We start from the raw sequence: 19,757 nt of genomic DNA on the forward strand, positions 1-19,757 counted from the left end.
CGATTGCGAGGATACTTAAGGGTATCTTTTTTTATTTATTAAGGAGATTCTGAGAGTCTTCTTTTTTGTTTACGGAATAAATTTGTGTAAACTAGTAGTGCTTAAGGAATGGTACCAGTCATATATTTTCTTTAATTATGGTAAAATAGTAAGAGAATAATGTGAGGAAAATGAATGTCAAGTAAGTTTGAAATTTTAATGAATCAACTAGGAGTCTCTGATCAATTGAGACGGGATCCTGCTCTTGTTGATGCCAGAATTGAGCGTGTTGTGGTTCATAAAATTAGTAAGATTTGGGAATTTCATTTTGTATTTTCTAATATTTTACCGATTGAAATCTTTTTAGAGTTAAAAAAAGGGCTTGGTGAAGAATTTTCTAAGACAGGGAATCGAGCTGTTTTCGAAATCAAGGCTCTTTCTCAAGAATTCTCTAATGAACTCTTGCAGGCCTACTATAGAGAGGCTTTTTCTGAAGGTCCATGTGCAAGTCAGGGGTTTAAATCTCTTTACCAGAATTTAAACGTTCGTGCGGAGGGAAATCAACTCATTATTGAAGGTTCAGAGGCGATTGATAAGGAGCACTTTAAGAAGAATCATCTTCCTAATTTGGCAAAGCAACTCGAAAAGTTTGGTTTTCCGGTCTTTGTTTGCCAGATAGAAAAGAACGATGCACTTACACAAGAACAGGAAGAAGCCTTTCATGTGGAGAATGAACAGATTGTTCAAGCTGCCAATGAGGAAGCGCTCCGGGCTATGGAGCAACTGGAACAAATGGCTCCTCCTCCAGTAGAAGAGAAGCCAGCCTTTGATTTTCAGGCTAAAAAGGCTGCGGCCAAGCCTAAACTAGATAAGGCTGAAGTTACCCAGATGATCGACGTGACGACTGAGGAAAATCGCCTGGTCTTTGAAGGGGTCGTTTTTGATGTGGAGCATAAGGTGACCAGAACTGGTCGCGTTTTGATCAACTTTAAAATAACAGACTACACTTCAAGTTTTTCAATGCAAAAATGGGTTAAGAATGAAGAAGAGGCTCAGAAGTTTGACCTCATCAAGAAGAATTCTTGGCTCCGAGTTCGTGGGAATGTGGAGATGAATAACTTCACACGTGATTTGACCATGAACGTGCAGGATGTGCAGGAAGTTGTTCACTATGAGCGGAAGGATTTGATGCCAGAAGGTGAGCGTCGGGTTGAGTTTCATGCTCATACTAATATGTCGACTATGGATGCTTTGCCAGAGGTTGAAGAAATCGTTGCGACAGCTGCTAAGTGGGGACACAAGGCGGTTGCCATCACGGACCATGGGAATGTCCAGTCCTTCCCACATGGCTACAAGGCAGCTAAGAAAGCTGGAATTCAGCTAATATATGGAATGGAAGCCAATATTGTGGAAGACCGTGTCCCTATCGTCTATAACGAAGTGGAGATGGACTTGTCAGAAGCGACCTATGTGGTTTTTGACGTGGAAACGACGGGGCTTTCAGCTATCTATAATGATTTGATTCAGGTTGCGGCCTCTAAGATGTACAAGGGGAATGTTATTGCCGAATTTGATGAATTTATCAATCCTGGATATCCCTTGTCAGCCTTTACTACTGAGTTGACAGGAATTACAGATGATCATGTCAAAAATGCTAAACCACTGGAACAAGTTTTGCAAGAATTCCAAGAATTTTGCAAGGATACAGTCTTAGTTGCTCACAATGCTACCTTTGACGTTGGCTTTATGAATGCCAACTATGAGCGTCATGGTCTGCCTAAGATTAGCCAGCCAGTTATCGATACGCTAGAGTTTGCTAGAAACCTCTATCCTGAGTATAAACGCCATGGTTTGGGACCTTTGACTAAGCGTTTTGGTGTAGCACTTGAACACCACCACATGGCTAATTACGATGCGGAAGCTACTGGTCGTCTGCTTTTCATATTTATCAAAGAGGTGGCAGAAAAACATGGTGTGACTGATCTGGCTAGACTCAACATTGATCTAATCAGTCCAGATTCTTATAAAAAAGCTCGGATTAAACATGCGACCATTTATGTCAAGAATCAAGTTGGTTTAAAAAATATTTTTAAGCTGGTTTCTTTGTCCAATACCAAGTACTTTGAAGGGGTGCCACGGATTCCGAGAACAGTTCTAGATGCCCATCGGGAGGGCTTGATTTTGGGGTCGGCTTGCTCGGAAGGCGAAGTTTTTGACGCAGTTGTTTCCCAAGGTGTGGATGCGGCGGTTGAGGTGGCCAAGTATTATGACTTTATCGAGGTCATGCCACCAGCTATCTATGCTCCCTTGATTGCTAAAGAGCAGGTCAAGGATATGGAGGAACTCCAGACTATTATCAAGAGTTTGATAGAGGTTGGGGACCGTCTTGGCAAGCCTGTTTTGGCTACGGGTAATGTTCACTATATTGAACCGGAAGAAGAGATTTACCGTGAAATTATTGTCCGTAGTTTGGGTCAGGGGGTTATGATTAACCGGACCATTGGTCACGGTGAACATGCCCAACCAGCACCGCTACCGAAGGCTCATTTTAGAACGACCAATGAAATGTTGGATGAATTTGCTTTCTTGGGAGAAGATTTAGCACGCAAATTAGTCATTGAAAACACCAATGCCTTGGCAGATATCTTTGAACCTGTTGAGGTTGTTAAGGGTGACTTGTACACACCTTTCATTGACAAGGCTGAAGAAACGGTCGCTGAGCTGACCTATAAGAAAGCTTTTGAGATTTATGGCAATCCGCTGCCAGATATTGTTGATTTGCGGATTGAAAAAGAATTGACATCTATTCTGGGGAATGGATTTGCCGTGATTTATCTGGCATCGCAGATGCTGGTGCAACGTTCCAATGAACGGGGCTACTTGGTTGGTTCTCGTGGGTCTGTTGGGTCCAGTTTTGTTGCGACTATGATTGGGATTACGGAGGTTAATCCTCTCTCTCCACACTACGTCTGTGGTCAGTGTCAGTACAGCGAGTTTATCACCGATGGTTCTTATGGTTCAGGTTTTGATATGCCTAATAAGGACTGTCCAAACTGTGGCCACAAACTCAGCAAAAATGGACAGGATATTCCTTTCGAGACCTTCCTTGGTTTTGATGGAGATAAGGTTCCCGATATTGACTTGAACTTCTCGGGAGAAGACCAGCCTAGCGCCCACTTGGATGTGCGTGATATCTTTGGTGAGGAATATGCCTTCCGTGCAGGAACGGTTGGTACGGTGGCTGCCAAGACTGCCTATGGATTTGTAAAGGGCTACGAGAGAGACTATGGGAAGTTTTATCGTGATGCAGAGGTGGAACGCCTTGCTCAAGGTGCAGCTGGTGTCAAGCGCACAACGGGACAACACCCGGGGGAATTGTTGTTATTCCTAACTACATGGATGTCTACGACTTTACGCCTGTCCAGTATCCAGCAGATGATGTGACGGCTGAATGGCAGACGACTCACTTTAACTTCCATGATATCGATGAGAATGTCCTCAAACTCGATGTACTGGGGCATGATGATCCGACCATGATTCGAAAATTGCAGGACTTGTCTGGGATTGACCCTAATGAAATTCCTATGGATGATGAAGGTGTCATGGCCCTCTTTTCTGGGACTGATGTACTTGGGGTGACGCCGGAGCAAATCGGAACGCCGACAGGTATGCTGGGGATTCCAGAATTTGGAACCAACTTTGTACGTGGGATGGTCGATGAAACGCATCCGACGACCTTTGCGGAATTGCTTCAGTTGTCTGGATTATCCCACGGTACCGATGTGTGGTTGGGAAATGCCCAGGATTTGATCAAGCAAGGGATTGCGGACCTATCAACCGTTATCGGTTGTCGGGACGACATCATGGTTTACCTCATGCATGCGGGTCTCGAACCTAAGATGGCCTTTACCATCATGGAACGGGTGCGTAAAGGTTTGTGGCTGAAGATTTCCGAAGAGGAGCGAAATGGCTACATCGAGGCTATGAAGGCTAATAAGGTACCAGAGTGGTATATCGAATCCTGTGGAAAAATCAAGTATATGTTCCCTAAGGCCCATGCGGCAGCCTACGTTATGATGGCCTTGCGTGTAGCTTACTTCAAGGTTCACCATCCGATTTATTATTACTGTGCTTACTTCTCTATCCGTGCCAAGGCCTTTGATATCAAGACCATGGGGGCAGGTTTAGATGCCATCAAGCGTAGAATGGAAGAGATCGCTGAAAAACGGAAGAATAATGAAGCCTCTAATGTGGAAATTGACCTCTATACAACTCTTGAGATTGTCAATGAAATGTGGGAACGTGGCTTTAAGTTTGGCAAGTTGGACCTCTATCGTAGTGATGCGACTGAATTCATCATTGATGGAGATACCCTCATCCCACCATTTGTAGCAATGGATGGTCTGGGAGAGAACGTTGCTAAGCAGTTGGTGCGTGCGCGTGAAGAGGGTGAGTTCCTCTCTAAGACAGAACTGCGCAAGCGTGGTGGACTTTCATCAACCTTGGTTGAAAAGATGGATGAAATGGGGATTCTTGGTAATATGCCAGAGGATAACCAGTTGAGTTTGTTTGATGAGTTGTTTTAAAAAATTGCTTATTTTGATCAAGTGGACAAAATATGTCCACTTGATTTGTTATAATTCTCTTAAAAATAAAAGAAAAGAGAGTATAATATGGTGAATCAAGAAATTTTAAATTCTAATGTGTCAATTGAAGAGGAAATTTATAATTTTGAAAAAGGCTTGAAAGATGATGGGAGTTATTGGACCGGATTCCCACAAATAGACTTAAAAGAAGATTCTCAATGTATTTACATTTGCGGTATTTCAGAGACTGACAGATGGCATTTGTTTTATTATACGTTAACTAAAATAAAACCTGTTACTCCAATAGCATCACTTGCATATTATCGAGTGAGAGATAATTTGATTTTTTCTAAACATAGTCAATGGATGAAACTGCAAATGGGGTATACAGAGTATGATTTGATTTTTCTGGATGGAGTTCAATTTTTGGGAGAGGCTGATCAAAGGGTACAGGAATACTGGATGCAGCAATTCAAAGAGAATAAGAAAAGAAGCAAACTCTTCATTGTATATTCAGACTGCTTACCCGAAGACTTAAAAAATATGGCTGAATCCGTAGTTGAGTTCTTCGAATCTGGCATAGTGGTACAGTTGAAATCATCTAAGGGCTAGTTTATTTTGCTTTAATCGTTTTGGATATAAAGTGCTAGTTAGACTATAGAAGTGATAATAATGTACTGGAAATAATATTGTTTGAATAATATGTAGAAGGAAATTGCAAATGAATGATCAAGAGAGACTGCTAACGATTTTTTTACGTTTACAGTTTGGGACTCAGTTAGGAAAAAAGCAATTGGCTCAGGAATTTGAAGTTAGTGAAAAGACGATACAGAGAGATTTTTCGCTACTCCGTGATATTTTATCTAGTAACACCAGTTATAGTGGAGATTTGTTTTATAACCGTAAAACGAATAAGTATTGTTTAGCGAGTAAGTCAGTTTTTAATAAAAAGGATATACTCGTTATTTCAAAGATTTTATTGGAAAATCGAGCCCTGAATAGACAAGAAATTGCTACCTTACTAAATAATTTACTGGTCTTAGTTCCCCGTGATGATCAGAAAGAAATTGAGCAGATTATTGGCAGTGAAAAGCTTAACTATGCTCCCTTAACGGATCAACAAGATAGAATAGAGAAAATTTGGAATTTATCGGAGTCTATTCTACATGAACAGGTCTTAGACATTATCTATCAAAAACCTTATTCTGAATCTTCTAAGAAGCAGACGGTTTTGCCTGTATCTCTTTACTATGATAGTCATTATTTTTATCTGGTTGTTTATCAGTTAAAACACGCTACTTATATTACTTTAAGAGTAGACCGTATCCAATCATGGTCTCTTAGTGGTATAGAGAAACCCTCTATTTCTTATCGAGATAAATTTAGAGATGGTGATATTCGTAATGAGAGAGTTGATGCTTTTATCGGGAAGAAAATCAGTATTGAGATTGGGTATTTGTATGATCCTACTATTGTGATGGATCAATTTCCAAATGCAAAAATAGTTGGTAAAAATGGTGCCTGGACTCATTTTAAGTTTAAAAGTCAGTATACACCGGGTCTTAAACGCTGGTTACTGGGACAAGGGGAAGCAGTTACTGTTTTGTCTCCTCGGATTTTAGTAGAGGATATGAAGCGAACGGTTCAAGAAATGATAGATAAATATAAATGAGGATAAAATGACTATTCAATTTACTTCTAAAAAGGTTGGAGAACTATTGAAAAAAGGGAATTTGCGGATTCCTTCTTATCAAAGACCATATAAATGGAACAGAAAACATATCCGTAATCTTTTTTATGATTTACGAGATGCTATGGGGAAAAAGGAATATCAGATTGGTTCCGTTATCCTGCATAAGAATGATGGACACTTAGATATTGTCGATGGACAGCAACGGCTAATTTCAATTTCTTTGTTTCTTCATTCGTTAGATGACTTAGAGAATTATAAGGGTGCTAATCAACTGTTGAGTGCTGAAGAATTTGGAGAGCTATCTTGCTATCATGCGAGTGAAAATTATAATGAGTGGAAAAATTTAACTCAATTAGTTGGCGAAAATGAGGCAAAAGACATTTGCAACTTTTTATTAGAGAATTGTGCTGTCTCTGTGATTACTATGCCCCAAGAACGATTATCAGAGGCCTTTCAGCTATTTGATTCTCAGAATAATCGTGGAAAATCTTTAGAACCTCATGATTTGCTCAAGGCCTATCATCTTCGCAAGCAAGATTCCGAAGATGAAAGAATTGTTGAAAAGTGGGAGCAATTTGTAGAGGATAAAGAGTTAAGTCTCAAAGAGTTGTTTGATAAACATCTTTTTCGTATGAGACGTTGGTCGCGAGGAGAGACAGGATTAACAAACAAGCGTTATGGCTCTTATCTCCGTTTTACAGAGGATTTTATTGACGACTTTAAAGGCGTTGATTTGAATCAGAACTTTCCATACCTAGAATTGTATCGTCATATTGAAAAACTCCCTATGTCAATTACTATGCCAATAATTGATGGAAGTAAATTTTTTGAGTATATTGAATCTTCTCATGAAACTATTAAAGTTCATAAAAATTTTTTAAATAAAAAGTTTGGAGTCTCTAATGAGTTAGAGGAAGAAGAACAAAATTTAGCTTACCCAGAAGGTATGTTAAACATTTACAATAGCTCAAAGGGTCGCTATCTCAAGTGTCACAATATATTCCTAAATATTTGCTCGCTTTTCGCAGATAGATTTGGAAAAGAGGAGCTATCAAAGGAGATGGTAGAGACCTTGTTTATTTGGTCTTACTACCCTCGAGTTAAATCTAAAGCCATATATGATGCGACGGTTGGGAACTATGCTGCTGGTGGAAGGTTTAGACAAAAAGAGGTTCAAAAGCTATTTCAACTTTTATCTCATGCCGTCACTCCGAATGATTTCATGATAAAGATAGATAGAGAGTTATTTGAAAATTATACTGTGGACAAGATTATAGAAGAGGAAAAAGATAAATGGTAGAAACGCATATAAGCTTATCTGTTAATCGTCTGTTAAATGAAGATACCTATGCTATTCCTCTTTATCAGAGAAATTTTGCCTGGACTTATGATGAAATTGAGCAGTTATTGAACGACGTAGCAGATGCTTTTCAAGAAAATAGAGACAATTACTATATTGGAACATTAGTCGTTAATAAAGAGAATGACATTTTCAAAATCATAGATGGGCAACAACGGACAACAGCCCTTAATTTGATTGCCTTAGCTTTGAAGCATGAGTTTGGTTTTGATCTATTGAAAGCTGTCAATCTTACCTTTCCAGCTAGGAAGAAATCAAATGAGAATATTCAAAAACTATTTACTAAGGAAAAAATCTCTGAGGACGATGAAAATGAATTAACTAGAGGTTACGGACATGCTAAAGACGCATTGAAAAAAGTGCTAGAGGAGCGTCACCTTAATCCTCAGTCTTTCGTTGATTATCTTTTTGATAAAGTTATTATTTTTCGGAGTATACTTTCTGAAGATTTAGACTTAAATCTTTATTTCGAACGTTTCAACTCTCGTGGAGAACAACTAGAGGCTCATGAGATCCTTAAGGCGCAAATGATGGCCAAGTTTGGTGCAGATCAAGAAATGGCACAAAAATTTGCAAGAATTTGGGATGCCTGTGCGGAATTTGATAAGCCGGTATCAAGTCAATTTAAGATGCGACGGAAGAGAGCAGATGATTTTCAAGAACGCGAACGTATTTTTGGATGGCATTTTACAAATTACTCATTTCATAATATTTATGATGATATTGATTTTTATCAAAATGAAAGAAGAAAGTTATCAGATATATTAGGAAAAAAGATAAATGAAAAAAATATAGAAGTAGAAAAAGATTTTGGTGATTATACCCAAGTTATCGATTTTCCAACCTTCCTACTCCATGTATTGGCAATTTGGGAAGGTAAGGATACCAATGAGGTTCAGTTAGACGACAAGAAACTTTTAGCCCTATTTGATATAAAAAATAAAAATAAGACTTGGATTATTGAATTCAGTGAATTTCTTCTTAAAATAAAACATATTTTTGATAATTACATCGTTAGAAATTCAAATATGGATTCTTCAAGCAGAAATAAGGATGAATGGTTTTTGCAGAAGGGAACTTATTATGAATATCAACCTAATGGAAAAGCGAAAGAGCATTACATAGTTGAAGAACGCTTTACTAAGAATACATTTTCAGATTCGGAAATTAACAAAAACATTATCCTCCTCCAATCCATGTTTGCTGTGACCTTTACTGCCAATCGCGACAGTCGTTGGTTATATGAAATCTTGCAATTCCTGTTTAACCATATTGAAGAGTTAAATCAATCAGAATTTGCCAGTCTGTTTAAGGATTTTCTTGAGAAAATGGCAGTGAGATATGCTGAGGAAAGATTGTTCACAGAAGATAAAACTATCAAAAAATACGGGGCAATTCCTGTTTATGCTTTTAACTTTGTAGATTATGTTTTATGGAAAAATCGTGAAGAATTGAAGAAAGCATACGAAGTTCAGTTTGAAGATTTCAAATTTGCATATCGCCGTTCCATAGAGCATTGGTTTCCACAACATCCAAATAGTGATGAAATAGTGGAAAAGATGGATGATAAATTTTTGCACTCCTTCGGGAATCTTTGTATCATTACAGATAGTCAGAATTCGAAGTTTGGAAATTTAGTTCCAAGTGCAAAATATAAACAGTGGGAAGGAATTTTCAATCGCCAGAGTTTAAAATTACAGATGATGGCAGATGTAACGGTAAAGAATGATAAATGGGGTATTTGTGAGATTCAATTTATGGAAAAAAAAGTGGAAAGATATGTACACGACTTTTGTGATAGTTAAATAAAAACAAGCTTTAATGAGCTTGTTTTTTAAAATGCTAAGATATGTGATATACTAGTAATGGGGGACATTTGATGAAACTAAGAATTTTTGCGGAAGATAAACCTGCTGAAAAGATTTTTGACTATCAGCTAGAGCTGGCAGATGAAACAATTATTCTATCGACAGCGCTCTTGTCTGGTGCCATTGCTTTAGCAGGATTATTTTCTGCTTTGAAGGAAAAATAACAAAAGAAAAGGAAGAATAGAATGGTTTTACCAAATTTTAAAGAAAATCTAGAAAAATATGCGAAATTGTTGGTTGCGAATGGAATTAATGTGCAACCTGGTCACACCTTGGCTCTCTCTATCGATGTGGAGCAACGTGAGTTGGCGCATTTGATCGTGAAAGAAGCATATGCACTTGGTGCGCATGAGGTTATTGTTCAGTGGACTGATGATGTTATCAACCGCGAGAAATTCCTTCACGCGCCGATGGAGCGTTTGGACAATGTACCAGAATACAAGATTGCTGAGATGAACTATCTCTTGGAGAACAAGGCTAGCCGTCTTGGAGTTCGCTCATCTGATCCAGGTGCCTTGAACGGAGTGGATGCTGACAAGCTTTCGGCTTCTGCCAAAGCTATGGGACTTGCCATGAAGCCAATGCGTATCGCAACTCAGTCCAACAAGGTTAGCTGGACTGTGGCAGCCGCTGCTGGCCTTGAGTGGGCTAAGAAGGTCTTTCCAAATGCTGTGAGCGATGAAGAAGCAGTGGACCTCCTTTGGGATCAAATCTTCAAAACTTGCCGTGTCTACGAAGAAGATCCTGTTAAAGCTTGGGAAGAGCATGCTGCTATCCTTAAGAGCAAGGCAGAAATGCTCAATAAAGAACAATTCTCAGCCCTTCACTACACAGCACCGGGAACTGATTTGACACTTGGCTTGCCTAAGAATCACGTTTGGGAATCAGCAGGAGCTATTAATGCTCAAGGGGAAGGTTTCTTGCCAAATATGCCAACAGAAGAAGTCTTCACAGCACCTGATTTTCGTCGCGCAGATGGTTATGTCACTTCTACAAAACCGCTTAGCTATAATGGAAATATCATCGAAGGAATTAAAGTAACCTTCAAGGATGGACAAATCGTAGATATCACTGCTGAGAAGGGTGATCAGGTCATGAAAGACCTTGTCTTTGAAAATGCGGGTGCGCGTGCCTTGGGTGAATGTGCCCTGGTACCAGATCCAAGTCCAATTTCTCAATCAGGTATTACTTTCTTTAACACCCTTTTTGATGAAAATGCGTCAAACCACTTGGCTATCGGTGCTGCCTATGCGACTAGCGTTGTTGGTGGAGCAGAGATGAGCGAAGAAGAGCTTGAAGCTGCTGGACTGAACCGTTCAGATGTTCACGTGGACTTTATGATTGGTTCGAGTCAAATGGATATCGATGGTATCCGTGAGGATGGAACACGTGTACCACTCTTCCGCAATGGAGACTGGGCAATTTAAGGAGAAGCTATGCTTGGAAGTATGTTTGTTGGTCTCCTAGTGGGACTCTTGGCAGGTGCTTTGACCAATCGTGGAGAGAGCATGGGATGCTTTGGAAAAATGTTTCTCGGATGGATTGGTGCTTCTTTGGGGCACCTGCTCTTTGGGACTTGGGGTCCAAACCTAGCAGGGATAGCTATTGTTCCAGCTGTTTTGGGCGCTATGGTTGTCTTAGCTATTTTCTGGAGACGAGGAAGTTAATTTCTTAAATCTGAAAAGAAAAGGAGGTTGGTCATTGAGCCAGCCTCCTTTTGAGTATGATATAATAGTTCTATGAGATTAGATAAATTTTTAGTTGCCTGCGCTGTAGGGAGTCGGACGGAGGTCAAAAACTTGCTCAAGGCTGGACGCGTGACGGTCAATGGCAAGAAAGAAAAATCAGCAAAATTGCAAATAAATGAAGAAAAAGACGAAATTCGCTTTGATGGTCAAGTGCTAGAGTACGAGGAGTTTGTCTACTACATGATGAACAAGCCCCAAGGAGTCATTTCAGCGACTGAGGATTCTAAACACAGAACAGTGTTGGACTTGTTGGATGATATTGCTCGGACCAAGGAAGTTTTTCCAGTAGGGCGCTTGGATATTGACACGCATGGCCTCCTGCTTTTGACCAATGACGGCCAGCTTGCCCATGCTCTTCTTTCACCAAAACGTCATGTGGATAAGACCTATCTGGCTCAAGTCAAAGGTATTATGACCCAAGAAGATGTGGAGACATTTGCCAAGGGCATTCCGCTCAAGGACTTTACCTGCCAGCCAGCTAAGCTGGAGATTGTGTCGGTAGATTCAGTAAAGAATCAAAGTCTGGTTCGTGTGACCATTGCTGAAGGGAAGTTCCATCAAGTCAAGCGTATGGTGGCCTACTGTGACAAGGAAGTGGTGGACTTACAACGTTTGACGATGGGAACTCTAGCCTTGGATGAGAACTTAGAACGAGGAGAATGGCGCCGCCTGACCAAGGAGGAATTAGAGGAGCTCCTTGCTAGTATTGCTTAGTTTGGATTATGTTAGAAAAGGTGAGGAGAATGTCCTTGCCTTTTTAAGTTTTTCGGTTGCTTCCTTTGTGAAAAGAGTTATAATAGACAGTAGAATAAAAGGAGGAATCTATGAACGCGATTCAAGAATCATTTACTGATAAACTATTTGCTAACTATGAAGCAAATGTCAAATACCAAGCGATTGAAAATGCTGCCAGTCACAACGGAATTTTTGCAGCCCTGGAACGTCGCCAAAGCCATGTAGACAATACACCTGTTTTCTCGCTTGATTTGACCAAGGACAAGGTGACCAACCAGAAAGCATCTGGTCGTTGCTGGATGTTTGCGGCCCTCAATACTTTCCGCCACAAACTCATCTCTCAATACAAACTGGAAAACTTTGAGTTGTCACAAGCCCACACATTCTTCTGGGACAAGTACGAGAAATCCAACTGGTTCTTGGAGCAAGTCATTGCGACTGCAGACCAAGAATTGACGAGCCGCAAGGTTAGCTTTCTACTCCAAACACCTCAACAAGACGGTGGTCAGTGGGATATGGTAGTGTCCCTCTTTGAGAAATACGGTGTCGTGCCCAAGTCTGTTTACCCTGAGTCTATCTCATCTAGCAGCAGCCGTGAGCTCAATGCCATCCTTAACAAATTGCTTCGCCAAGATGCCCAAATCTTGCGTGACTTGCTCGCTTCTGGTGCAGACCAAGCGACTGTTCAAGCTAAGAAAGAAGACCTCTTGCAAGAAATCTTTAACTTCCTTGCTATGTCACTAGGTCTTCCACCACGTAAATTTGACTTTGCTTATCGCGATAAGGATAACAACTACCAAAGCGAAAAGGGTATCACACCACAAGAGTTTTACAAGAAATATGTTGACCTTCCTCTAGAAGATTATGTTTCTGTTATCAACGCCCCAACTGCTGACAAGCCTTACGGTAAATCTTACACAGTTGAGATGTTGGGAAATGTCGTCGGTAGCCGTGCGGTTCGTTATATCAACGTTCCTATGGAGCGTTTGAAAGAATTGGCGATTGCCCAAATGCAAACAGGAGAAACTGTTTGGTTTGGTTCAGATGTCGGCCAACTTAGCAACCGCAAAGCTGGAATCCTTGCGACAGATGTTTATGACTTTGAATCAAGCATGGATATTCAACTCACTCAAGACAAGGCTGGACGTTTGGACTACAGCGAAAGTTTGATGACTCACGCCATGGTTTTGACAGGTGTGGACTTGGACGAAAATGGCAAGTCAACCAAGTGGAAGGTTGAAAACTCATGGGGAGACAAGGTCGGTACAGATGGTTACTTCGTCGCCTCAGACGCTTGGATGGATGAATACACCTATCAAATCGTTGTCCGTAAGGAATTGCTGACAGCAGAAGAACAAGCTGCTTATGAAGCAGAACCAATCGTACTTGCACCATGGGATCCAATGGGAGCCTTGGCAGAATAAAGCATAAAGAAAAGAGGTTAGGGAAATCCTAGCTTCTTTTTTAAGTCCTTCTTAAAGTGGGGATAGATGATGCTTGCCAAGGGAGTTCTTCTTATTTTGAGTATTTAAGTGACAGAGAAAAAGATATGTGTTACTATAGTAGTACAAAAGGATATCGGAGTAGAAATGAAGTATTTAAGCAGTCAAGACATCAAGGATCGTCAACGAAATATCAGCGACATTAAACCCTATAAAACAACCAAGGAAATCGTCGTTTCAAATATCTTTACCTTTTTTAATGCTATGAACTTGGCTCTGGCAGTTCTGGTAGCCACAACCTTGCGATTTGAAAATATGCTCTTTTTAGGTGTGATTGCTATCAATACAGCCATTGGGATTTTCCAAGAAGTGCGTTCAAAAAATGCCTTAGAAAAGCTGAGTTTGCTTGGTAAAAGTAAGTACAGAGTCAACCGAGATGGTCAAACGATTGAGGTTGCTCCAGAGGACATCGTACTGGGGGAATATCTGCATCTCAATCTGGGAGATCAGGTACCTGTCGATGCAGAAGTCCTTGAAGGGAATATTGAAGTTGATGAGTCCTTGCTGACTGGTGAGAGTGATTCGGTCTTTAAAACAGCAGGTGACAAGCTGATGAGCGGAAGCAATGTCGTTAGCGGTACTTGTCTGGTCACGGCGACGGCGGTCGGACCCGATAGTTATATCAACAAACTCGCAAAATCCAGCAAGGAATTCAAAAAATATCCTTCTCAACTGCGCGATTACATGGATAAGATTTTAAAAATCGTCTCCATCTTGCTGGTGCCAGTTGCCATTCTGCTTTATGTCAGAGGTTTTAGTCTAGGACGGTCTTATGTTGAAATTGTTTTGGGAAGTTCAGGTGCCTTGGTCGGCATGATTCCAGAGGGCTTGATTCTCCTGGTCAGTGTATCCCTTGCGGTAGCGGCCATGAAGCTGGCTAAAAAGAAGGTTCTGGTGCAGGAGCTATACTGTGTGGAAACTTTAGCGCGAGTAGATGTTCTTTGTTTTGATAAGACAGGTACCATCACGACTGGTAATATGAAGGTTCAAGAAATGGATGCTAATGTAGAAGAGAAACTGTCTTCTTATCTAGCCTATTTTGACGATGAAAATGCAACTTCCCGAGCTCTGAAGACTTACTTAACCTGTGAGAAAAAGTGGGAAGTTCAAGAAGTCGGTACCTTTTCAAGCAAAAACAAGTATTCCTTTGTTCAAGTAAAAGATGGTGGGACCTATTTCTTTGGCGCCTATGAGTTTTTAGGCTTTACCCAGCCGATGGATACCTACTATGAACATCTGAAGCAGCAAGGTTTTCGAATCTTGACACTTGCCCATAGTAAGGACCACATCACGACTCCAGCCAATATGGAACTACTGGGGCATGTCGTTCTGTCAGATGAGATCAAGGAAAATACTAAGGAAACCTTTGACTATTTTGAATCTCAAGGTGTTGAAGTGAAGATTATCAGTGGTGATAATCATGTGGCTGTATATGGGGTGGCTCGTAAGGCAGGTTTTAAGGAAGAAGCCCGTGCGATTGATATGACCAAGGTGAGAGATGATGACTTTGAAAGAGTTGTCTTGGAACACGAAATCTTTGGACGTGTGACACCTGAACAGAAGCAAAAGATGGTATCTATTTTGCAAAATGCGGGTAAGACAGTTGCCATGAGTGGTGACGGAGTCAATGATGTTCTGGCTCTCAAGAAAGCAGATATCAGCTTTGCCATGAAGGGGGCTACCAGCGCAGCTAAAAGTGTATCCAATATTGTTTTCCTGACAGATGATTTTGCAGTATTTTATGATATCTTGATGGAAGGTCGCCGGGTCATCAATAACATCCAAAAGGTAGCCTCTCTCTTTCTAACAAAGACCTTCTTCTCCATCGTTTTTGCGATTTTGAGTGTGGTATTTGGTTTGGAATTCGCCTTTATCCCCATTCAGTTTACGATTATTTCAGCTATTACGATTGGGATTCCATCCTTCTTCCTAACTTTTGAGTCCAATAAAGAAAAGGTTAGTACACATTTTATGCGAGATATTTTGACCAATGCTGCGATTGGTGGTGGCATTCTAGTCGCTAGTGTACTCTTGACAAACTTCTTTATCACTGTCCCAGGTCAGGTCAAATTTATTTGCTTCCTACTTGCTTTAATCAATGGTTTGTGTCTAGTTGCCAAGGTCAGTCTGCCATTTAATCGATACAAACTAGTCTTGCTCACACTGTTGAGCCTTGCAGCCCTTGTTGGAGTGCTTGTCAATACCTTTATCCTGCAAGGAGCGTTTGTGCCTTTAGAAACCAGCCAAGTCGTCTATGTAGCCATCCTAGCAGTGGTGATTGGAGGCTTGCATTATCTGACTAGAAGAAAAAATTGATACACAAAAAGAATCAGGTAATAAACCTGATTCTTTTTTATCTATATTCTCAATTGCTTGGATTACATGATACCGAAGAAACGAGCTGCGATACCTACTGCAAAGAGAGCAAGGATGATTGCGATTGGTGATACTTTTTTCTTAAGCAACCACATGCAAAGGAAAGTAAGGAGAAGTCCCATCAATCCTGGAATCAATGAGTTCAACTGACCTTGAAGAGTTTGTGGTTGAACGCTATCTAAGCTCAAACCACTAAGGGCCTGACCAAGAATTCCCTTCAATTCTCCACCTGTTACAGCACCTTCTGGGAAGTTGATGTAAGCTCCTTCAGCCAATTGTTTACCTGGAAGGTTCACAGTAAAGTTGATAGATACCCAACGTTGTACAAGAACGGCAAGGATGAACATACCAAGGATAGATGCTCCTTTGGTGATGTCTTTCAAGATACCACCAGACATGTCTTTAGTGATTTCAGATCCAGCTTTGTAACCGAACTCTTGTGTATACCATAGGAAGGCCATACGGATAGCATTCCATCCAAAGAAGAAGAGAAGGGGACCAACAATGTTACCAGATGCAGCAAGTGATGCACCAAGGGCTCCAAGGATAGGACGAACTGTAAACCAGAATACTGGGTCACCGATACCAGCAAGAGGTCCCATCATACCAATCTTAACCCCTTGGATAGCCGCGTCATCGATTTCTACACCGTTAGCGCGCTCTTCTTCAAGTGCAAGCGTAACTCCCATGATTGGAGCAGCTACGTATGGGTGAGTGTTGAAGAACTCAAGGTGACGCTCAAGAGCAGCCGCTTGGTCTTCTTTTTTAGTGTACAATTTTTTGATAGCTGGGATCAATGAGTAAGCCCAACCCAAGTTTTGCATACGTTCATAGTTCCAAGAACCTTGAAGGAATTGTGAACGCCACCAAACTTTTTGACGATCTGATTTTGATAATTGAATTTTTTCAGCCATGATTGTTCCCCTTTCTAGTAGTCTTCTAGGATATCACCGATTGGGTCGTTAGAAGTCGCAGCTCCGCCGCCACCGTTTCCACCTTGTTTTGTAAGGTTAAGGTAGATGAAGGCAAGGGCAACACCGATGACACCAAGGGCAATCAAAGTCAATTGAGAGATTGCTGCAAGAGCAAAACCGATAGCGAAGAATGGCCATACTTCACGAGTTGCCATCATGTTGATAACCATAGCGTAACCAACGGCAACGACCATAGCACCACCGACAGCCATACCACCGTTCAACCAGTCTGGCATCAAACCAAGAGCGTCTTGAACAGCAGAAGCTGGGATAGCGATAAGGAAGGCAGCAGGGATTGCAATACGAAGACCTTGAAGAAGAAGTGCAACAAAGTGAGCACGCTCAACAGCAGCAAAGTTTCCGCCTTTAGCGGCAGCATCAGCTGAGTGAACCAAGGCAACTGAGATTGTACGAACAATCATAGTCAAGAAAAGTCCAGCTACGGCAAGAGGGATAGCTGTTGCTGTTGCAACGGCGATACCATCAGTAGTAAAGTTACCACCTTTGATCAAGATGATCGCTGCGGCAACAGATGCAAGAGCAGCGTCAGGAGCTACGGCAGCTCCGATGTTTGCCCAACCAAGGGCGATCATTTGAAGAGATCCACCAAGCATAACACCTGCTTCGAGGTTACCAGTTGCAAGTCCGATAAGGGTACATGCGACGATTGGTTGATGGAATTGGAATTGGTCGAGGATACCTTCAAGACCTGCAAGGAAGGCAACAACTACAACCAAGATAGCAGAAATGATTGAAATATCTGACATGGTTTTATTCCTTTTCTATTTAGTTTTAATAAAGTATTTAATCCTGTTTTCGAAAATGATAGAAACAGATTAACATTATTGAACGTTTGCTTTTTTAATCAAGTCAAACAAATCTTTTTTCGTGTCGTTTGGTACTTTACGTACGTCAAATTCAACACCGAGGTCACGCATTTTTTCAAAGGTTGCAACGTCTTCTTTGTCCATAGACAAAACGTTGTTAATCATTGTTTTACCTGTTGAGTGAGCCATAGAACCAACGTTAAGGGTCTTAATTGGTACGCCACCTTCAATAGCACGAAGTGCATCTTGTGGAGTTTCAAACAAGATAAGGGCATGAGTTTCACCGAAACGTGGGTCTTTTGCAACGTCAATCAATTTTTGAATTGGGACAACGTTGGCTTTTACTCCGTTAGGAGCTGCTTGTTTGATCAATTCTTTACGCAAATCGTCGTTTGCAACGTTGTCTGAAGCAACAATGATACGATCTGCTTTTGAATCTGGAGTCCAAGCAGTGGCAACCTGACCGTGAAGGAGACGAGTGTCTAGACGAGCAAGGTTGATTTTCAGTTTACCGTCACCGATAACTGTTCCTTCTGGAATAGCAGTTTGTGCAACTGGAGCAACTGCAGCAGTTGCAACTTCCTCAACTGGGTTAAGCTCTTCTGGAAGAGCCTTGATGCCATCTTTGGCTTCTTTAATGATATTCGCAGCGACTTTATCCACACCAGCATTCGCGTCCATAAGGCGCTCTGTGTAGGCTTGGATCAACATCGGCAAGTTCAGTCCTGTGATGATGGCGAATTTACGTTCTGGATTTTCTCCCATCACGCGGCTAGCTTGGTTGAATGGAGATCCACTCCAAAGGTCAGCCAATACTAGAACCTCATCTTCTGCGTCAAATGCAGCCACCGCGTTGTTGAATTTAGCGTAAAGGTCATCTGGACCTTCATTTGGCATAAAGGTCACAACTTGAACCTTTTCTTGTTCACCAAAGATCATAGATCCTGATTGATGAATACCCGCAGCAAATTCGCCGTGGCTCGCAATAATGATTCCGATACTCATTATTGTCATTCCTCCTTATAAAATGTTTGACTGTGTGTTTAAGAAAACTTTAAGCCTAATTAAGTATAAACCGTTTTCATTTAAAAAGCAACTACTTTTTCTAAAAAGATGTAAAAGTTTTCATAGAATGACTTTTTAAAAATATTAATATATCAATAATTTTGAGAGGTAAATGAAAATGGTAATAGAAAATTTAATATAAAAATACAGAAAATAAATTGCCTTTATGAAAAAAGAATGAAAACAAAAGGACAGATTGCCCTATGCAATCTGTCCTTTTATAGTAATAAATTTTGTAAAGCGTGGGCAACTCCGTCTTCTTCGTTGGTCAGAGGAAGTTGTTCGTCTGCATATGGAAGAAGAGCAGGATTGGCATTTTTCATGGCATATCCCTTGCCTGCGAAAGCCAGCATTTCCCTATCGTTTTGCTCATCACCGAAGGCAATTAAGTCTTTTTTGTCACGATTCATCACATTGAGCAAATATTCGAGGGCAAAAGCCTTGTTTACCCCTTTGGGAGTACACTCGAGGATGTTGAGGGGGCCTCCCCAAGTATTGATGGATAGTTGGTGTTGATAAAAACGATTCATCTCGTCTGCTAGAGCGTATTTGTCCTCGGCTCTCGTTTGCAAGAGGATGCAGTTGGGGTCCTTGGTCACCAGTTCAGGCTTGAATTGATTTTCGGGTTGGAAATTTTCCACACCAAATAATTTTGGATCTGCGATTTCTTCATTAGGAGCTGTAATGTAGAATTTCTTACGGTATTCTCCAGCAATAAAATCAGCCTGGATGTCCTCTGTGCGCTTGACCATGTCTAGGAGATATTTTTTGTCCAAGGTCAAGCACTTTTCATGCTCCCAAGCCTGTCCTGGTAGATGGGTAAGAGAACCATTAAAGTTAATCATGGGAGTATGCAATTCTAGCTCACGGTAGAAATCTTTTGCCATACGATACGGACGTCCCGTCGTGATGATAACATGGTGTCCTTTTTCTGAAATTTTTTTGATCGTCTCTTTGGTGAAATCGGAGAGCTTGCTTTCACTATTCAGCAGGGTTCCGTCCAAATCGACTGCGATAATTTTTTTAGTCATATAAACCTTCCTA

Annotated in this window: 14 protein-coding genes and 1 pseudogene; 11 read left to right on the forward strand and 4 right to left on the reverse strand. The window is 40.9% G+C overall.

Annotated features, from left to right (window positions below; genetic code table 11):
- Nucleotides 1-174: 174 nt before the first annotated feature.
- The 11 genes and pseudogenes from SORDD27_RS00005 (at nt 175) to SORDD27_RS00060 (ending at nt 15,787) form a co-directional block, all read left to right on the forward strand.
- Nucleotides 175-4,565, forward strand: a pseudogene (locus SORDD27_RS00005) (PolC-type DNA polymerase III).
- Nucleotides 4,566-4,652: 87 nt separating this feature from the next.
- Nucleotides 4,653-5,177 carry a DnaA ATPase domain-containing protein gene (locus SORDD27_RS00010; RefSeq protein ID WP_061426575.1) on the forward strand — a complete coding sequence of 175 codons (525 nt, stop codon included), beginning with the start codon at nt 4,653-4,655 and terminating at the stop codon, nt 5,175-5,177.
- A 109-nt stretch (nt 5,178-5,286) separates the two neighbouring features.
- Complete coding sequence (locus SORDD27_RS00015) at nt 5,287-6,237, forward strand: helix-turn-helix transcriptional regulator (protein ID WP_061426577.1); 951 nt, start codon at nt 5,287-5,289, stop codon at nt 6,235-6,237.
- A 7-nt stretch (nt 6,238-6,244) separates the two neighbouring features.
- Nucleotides 6,245-7,558: a DUF262 domain-containing protein gene (locus SORDD27_RS00020; RefSeq protein WP_061426578.1), complete on the forward strand. Its 1,314-nt coding sequence runs from the start codon at nt 6,245-6,247 to the stop codon at nt 7,556-7,558.
- Nucleotides 7,552-9,423 (forward strand): GmrSD restriction endonuclease domain-containing protein, encoded by a 1,872-nt coding sequence (locus tag SORDD27_RS00025; RefSeq protein ID WP_061426580.1) that lies wholly within the window; start codon nt 7,552-7,554, stop codon nt 9,421-9,423. The genes SORDD27_RS00020 and SORDD27_RS00025 overlap by 7 nt, the downstream gene beginning before the upstream one ends.
- A gap of 74 nt (nt 9,424-9,497) precedes the next feature.
- Nucleotides 9,498-9,650 (forward strand): hypothetical protein, encoded by a 153-nt coding sequence (locus tag SORDD27_RS00030; protein WP_000776613.1) that lies wholly within the window; start codon nt 9,498-9,500, stop codon nt 9,648-9,650.
- 21 nt (nt 9,651-9,671) lie between these two features.
- Complete coding sequence (locus tag SORDD27_RS00035; protein ID WP_061426582.1) at nt 9,672-10,913, forward strand: aminopeptidase; 1,242 nt, start codon at nt 9,672-9,674, stop codon at nt 10,911-10,913.
- A 9-nt stretch (nt 10,914-10,922) separates the two neighbouring features.
- Nucleotides 10,923-11,153, forward strand: coding sequence for a GlsB/YeaQ/YmgE family stress response membrane protein (locus SORDD27_RS00040; RefSeq protein ID WP_000901578.1), 231 nt, complete (start codon nt 10,923-10,925; stop codon nt 11,151-11,153).
- A 72-nt stretch (nt 11,154-11,225) separates the two neighbouring features.
- Nucleotides 11,226-11,948, forward strand: a complete 723-nt coding sequence (locus tag SORDD27_RS00045) for a pseudouridine synthase (protein WP_061426584.1) — start codon at nt 11,226-11,228, stop codon at nt 11,946-11,948.
- A 110-nt stretch (nt 11,949-12,058) separates the two neighbouring features.
- Entirely contained in the window at nt 12,059-13,393 is a 1,335-nt protein-coding gene (gene pepC, locus SORDD27_RS00055; protein ID WP_061426588.1) for an aminopeptidase C, read from the forward strand.
- A 165-nt stretch (nt 13,394-13,558) separates the two neighbouring features.
- Nucleotides 13,559-15,787 carry an HAD-IC family P-type ATPase gene (locus SORDD27_RS00060; protein WP_061426590.1) on the forward strand — a complete coding sequence of 743 codons (2,229 nt, stop codon included), beginning with the start codon at nt 13,559-13,561 and terminating at the stop codon, nt 15,785-15,787.
- Nucleotides 15,788-15,849: 62 nt separating this feature from the next.
- On the opposite strand, the gene SORDD27_RS00065 is transcribed toward SORDD27_RS00060, so the two are convergent.
- The 4 genes from SORDD27_RS00065 to SORDD27_RS00080 form a co-directional block, all read right to left on the reverse strand.
- Entirely contained in the window at nt 15,850-16,761 is a 912-nt protein-coding gene (locus SORDD27_RS00065) for a PTS system mannose/fructose/sorbose family transporter subunit IID (RefSeq protein ID WP_000818316.1), read from the reverse strand.
- Between the two features lie 14 nt (nt 16,762-16,775).
- The gene (locus SORDD27_RS00070) at nt 16,776-17,588 is read right to left on the reverse strand and encodes a PTS mannose/fructose/sorbose transporter subunit IIC (protein WP_061426591.1); all 813 of its coding nucleotides are present in this window, start codon (nt 17,586-17,588) and stop codon (nt 16,776-16,778) included.
- Between the two features lie 75 nt (nt 17,589-17,663).
- The gene (locus SORDD27_RS00075; RefSeq protein ID WP_061426592.1) at nt 17,664-18,653 is read right to left on the reverse strand and encodes a PTS sugar transporter subunit IIB; all 990 of its coding nucleotides are present in this window, start codon (nt 18,651-18,653) and stop codon (nt 17,664-17,666) included.
- Nucleotides 18,654-18,931: 278 nt separating this feature from the next.
- On the reverse strand, nt 18,932-19,744 hold the full coding sequence (locus SORDD27_RS00080) for a Cof-type HAD-IIB family hydrolase (protein ID WP_061426593.1): 813 nt from the start codon (nt 19,742-19,744) through the stop codon (nt 18,932-18,934).
- Nucleotides 19,745-19,757 lie beyond the last annotated feature (13 nt).

Source organism: Streptococcus oralis (assembly GCF_001579025.1).
GTDB lineage: Bacteria > Bacillota > Bacilli > Lactobacillales > Streptococcaceae > Streptococcus > Streptococcus oralis_X.